We start from the raw sequence: 3,897 nt of genomic DNA, 5'->3' as shown, positions 1-3,897 counted from the left end.
TGGTTTTATGAACATAGTTTGGAACTTTGTCTCGTCAGGTGCAAGATCTGAGTTAAAATAAAGAATGTAGAATTTAACTTCTCCTAAATTCTACTTCCTCACCCCCTAATTCATGAATAATGAGCCAAAAAACTAAACTTTTTGCCATAATAATTACACTCATAGTCCTCATTTTAGTCAAACAGGTTAATCCAGTTTCAGCTAGTGTTGAAAATCGTTTGCGGGGAGAAATTAATCGTCTTCAAGCTAGAGTTAGTCGGTTAGAAAGTGTTGTTACCAATATAAGACAACGTTCTAATAATAACTTTAGTCCTACTCCCTTGGACTCTTCACCCCAAATAGTAGACGGTGAAATTATTGGCAGAAGTGATCCCTTATTTGAGCGTTTATCTACTCTGGTGATAGAATTGAAAGAAAGAGTAGTAGAATTAGAAAATCGCCTGGCTCAAATAGAAAGATAGGTAATTTAAGCGGAATTAACCAAAAATATCGACAATTTATCTTAGCAAACTAACTGAGGATTGTGCTATCCTACGAAGAATAACTAAATTAATAAGAATTTTTAAAATATAAATCACTATAATAATAATGATTTCTTGGAAAGATTTGCTAAAATCATACAGCAATTATAGGAAAATTGCCATCCTCACCATCCTCTTGTCTGGAATATTAGAGATTCTTGATTTGATGGTTCCCTACATCACAGGGCAAATTATCAACGTTTTATCGAATCAACCTATCGATAACCTATTACAAAGTTCAGTTAATTCCCTAGCTAACATCACGAATATTCCCAACAATCGAGTATTTTCTCTAGGGGTTTTATTGGGAATTATTTGTGTAGTTACAGTGATTCGTTCTCCTATTCAACCCTGGTTAACCGATTGGTTTCACTGGGAAATTGCCTTAAAAGTTCGTCGAGAACAGTTGAAAAATACAGTTAGAAAAATACTTACTCTTCCTCTATCTTTTTACGATGAGTATAACCCTGGACGCATTACCAATCGTATTGCGAAAGGAGTAGAAAATCAGTTATGGACTTACCCAGAAATTGCAGGAGAATTAATACCGAAAATAATTAGAGTATTAGGTATTTTTGTGATAATTTTATTAATAGACTGGAAAATATCTTTTATTTTTATTGCTTCTTTTACGATAATATTGTTCTTTAGTATTAGACATTTAACCCAAATAATAAAGCAGGAAGAACTTCTGGATAAACATAGTGAGAATACTCAAAGTTATACTTCTGAACTAATTACCAATATCAAAACAGTAAAAAGTTTTTCTACAGAAAGAAGAGAATTAGAGCGACAAGATAAAAGACTAGATAGAGAATTAAAATACGTACTTTTCCGTATTCACAAAGGGTATGTAAAATTAGTAACTTGGCAAAAAACAGTAATCCAAGCTTCAGTGTTTTTAATCCTTGTTTATAGCTTAATTATTACAGTACAAGGTCATATCTCTTTAGGTCATTTTATTACCTTGATTACTGTTTCTAGTATGGCTTATGCAGAATTAGATCCCATTACCCAATTTGCTGAAATTTTTGCCCGCCGTTATAGTTCCATGTCTCGCTTTCATGAATTTCTACATACTCCATCAGGAAAAGATGCGGCTGTTTTAACCGAAGAATCCCTTAACCATCAACCCTATAAATTTACAGGCAAAATTCACTTTGAAAATTTATCCTTTGCCTACCATGAAAACCGTCCAGTTTTAGAAAACATAGACTTACTAATTCATCCCTATGAAACAGTAGCAATTGTTGGAAAATCTGGTTCAGGAAAATCTACCTTAATTAAACTATTATTGCGCTACTTTCAGCCAACTCAAGGACAAATTTTAATGGATGGTCAGGACATTAAAACCTTAGATATTGCCCAATATAGGCAACGATTAGCAATGGTTCACCAAGAAGTAGAAATTTTTAATGGAACCCTCTTAGATAACTTAACTTACGGCAATAGAACTGTTAGTTTCGCAGCCGTAGAACAAGCTTGTAAAATTGCCAGAGTTGATGAATTTATCGCCCAATTTCCCCAAGGTTACTATACAATTGTGGGAGAAAGAGGAGTGCGTTTATCAGGAGGACAAAGGCAAAGAATCGGTATTGCTAGAGCATTAATTGTTGACCCTGATGTACTGATTTTTGATGAAGCTACCTCTAGTTTAGACTACGAATCAGAAAGATTAATTCAGTTAGCCATGTCATCTATTTTAGGCACAAGAACCACCATAATTATTGCTCACCGTTTAAGCACAGTTCGAGAAGCAGATAAAATTATTGTCTTAGATGATGGAAAAATTGTTGAAGTAGGAAATCATCAACAACTTTTAGAGCATCAAGGAATTTATCATCGTTTACATTCTTTACAAGAAACAGGAGAATTATCTTAATAAGTTTAAAGATTATTCATTTTCCTTAAAATAGTAAACTTTCTTCGCCTATACTCTTAACTTAATCTTAAATTATTCTTATCTTTATGATTAACATGATAAAATGTGAATTAGAAAACTAAAATCTCTAAATTGAGGCGGTTATGTCACAAGTTAAAGACGCTGCAAAAAAACAAGAAAAAAGAGAAGATGGATTATCTAGAAAAGAAAAAATAATGCTGGCTGTACCTATTGTGGTATTGCTTACTGGGATGGCAATGACGTTAATATATCCCATGGGAATTGAGGAAAATGGTGTAAATTTTTTTGGTTATGTTAAATATGCTAGTGTGTCGGTTTTGATTGCAGGAACTTCTTTACTTATTGGTGGATTTATCGGTTTTTTATTTGGAATTCCTCGTACTCTTCAAGACTCAGATAGTAGCGAAAATTCTCAAGTTTCTTATCGTGCTAATACAAACCTAGAACAGATATCAGATTGGCTAACTAAAATATTGGTTGGTGTCGGGTTAACACAGCTTTCATCCATACCATATAACTTAGAAAAGTTATCAATTTTTTTAAATGAAACATTAGGGGGCAATCAAGATAAAAATTCTGGAATCTATGCAGTAATTGTTATCTTGTATTTTTTAATTTGTGGTTTTCCTTTGGGATATCTTTCCACTCGGCTTTTAATTACGACTGCATTTGCTCGTGCTGATAATGCTGCCCTAAACGAGATGGAAAAGCGAATAGACAATAAATTAACCGATACAACGAAAAAAATAGAAAAAACCCTTACAAAAACACAACAACAAGTAGAAAATAATGCTAAAGCAATTGCATTTGTCGATTTCTATCTTGAGTCAAATGATAGAAAAGAAGTGAGTCTTGAAGATATTAGAAAAGTTATTAAAGAAGCATCTTCAAGTATAAAGAAAAAGATATTTGATCAAGCTCAAGAAATAAGGAAAAACAATTGGGATAAAGAGGATGATAAAGAGCAAATTAATAACGTAGTTAATATTCTTGATATTTTACGAAAAGATTAATCAGAAGACACTGACGAGAATATTCCAAAAGATAAACTATGGGCAGAATTAGGATATGCCTATAAAGATAAAGAAAATCCTAATTGGAAAAAGTCAGAAGAATGTCTAAAAAATGCGATCGAACTTCGTGGTGACTGGCGCAAAGGGGGCAATAGAATGTACGACTTTAACAGAGCTGATTCCTTGATTATGTTAGATTTAAACAACGATTTTAATGGAAATAAGCAAAACTCGAACAAAGAAAAAAGAAAAGAAATTATCGATTGTATTGCGATCGCAGTATCCAGAAAAAAATTGCGACGCATTGTTTCTAAGAATGCGTCGTTTCAGAAATGGATTAAATTGAACAGTGTCACTCAACTTGAACTAGATAAGGAACTAGAGCCAGAATTAGATAAAGATAAAGCTGGTTCTAACGGTTTCAGTTGAAGCGTGGTTGTGGTACAATTTACTTCAAAGA

General features: G+C 32.9%; 4 protein-coding genes. All 4 read left to right on the top strand.

Annotated features, from left to right (window positions below; genetic code table 11):
* Positions 1-119: 119 nt before the first annotated feature.
* The 4 genes from P9B04_RS16180 (at position 120) to P9B04_RS16165 (ending at position 3,866) form a co-directional block, all read left to right on the top strand.
* Positions 120-461: a hypothetical protein gene (locus P9B04_RS16180; RefSeq protein WP_342056017.1), complete on the top strand. Its 342-nt coding sequence runs from the start codon at positions 120-122 to the stop codon at positions 459-461.
* A 127-nt stretch (positions 462-588) separates the two neighbouring features.
* On the top strand, positions 589-2,403 hold the full coding sequence (locus P9B04_RS16175; protein WP_342056016.1) for an ABC transporter ATP-binding protein: 1,815 nt from the start codon (positions 589-591) through the stop codon (positions 2,401-2,403).
* Positions 2,404-2,546: 143 nt separating this feature from the next.
* Complete coding sequence (locus P9B04_RS16170; protein WP_342056015.1) at positions 2,547-3,437, top strand: hypothetical protein; 891 nt, start codon at positions 2,547-2,549, stop codon at positions 3,435-3,437.
* 156 nt (positions 3,438-3,593) lie between these two features.
* Positions 3,594-3,866, top strand: a complete 273-nt coding sequence (locus tag P9B04_RS16165; protein ID WP_342056014.1) for a hypothetical protein — start codon at positions 3,594-3,596, stop codon at positions 3,864-3,866.
* Positions 3,867-3,897 lie beyond the last annotated feature (31 nt).

Source organism: Crocosphaera sp. Alani8 (assembly GCF_038442745.1).
In the GTDB taxonomy this organism is placed as follows: domain Bacteria; phylum Cyanobacteriota; class Cyanobacteriia; order Cyanobacteriales; family Microcystaceae; genus Crocosphaera.
This window is presented reverse-complemented; position numbering and strand designations above follow the sequence as displayed.

Coding starts and splice junctions, on each gene's coding strand:
- P9B04_RS16180 (WP_342056017.1), top strand. CDS start 120: ATGAGCCAAAAAACTAAACTTTTTGCCATAATAATTACACTCATAGTC.
- P9B04_RS16175 (WP_342056016.1), top strand. CDS start 589: ATGATTTCTTGGAAAGATTTGCTAAAATCATACAGCAATTATAGGAAA.
- P9B04_RS16170 (WP_342056015.1), top strand. CDS start 2,547: ATGTCACAAGTTAAAGACGCTGCAAAAAAACAAGAAAAAAGAGAAGAT.
- P9B04_RS16165 (WP_342056014.1), top strand. CDS start 3,594: ATGTACGACTTTAACAGAGCTGATTCCTTGATTATGTTAGATTTAAAC.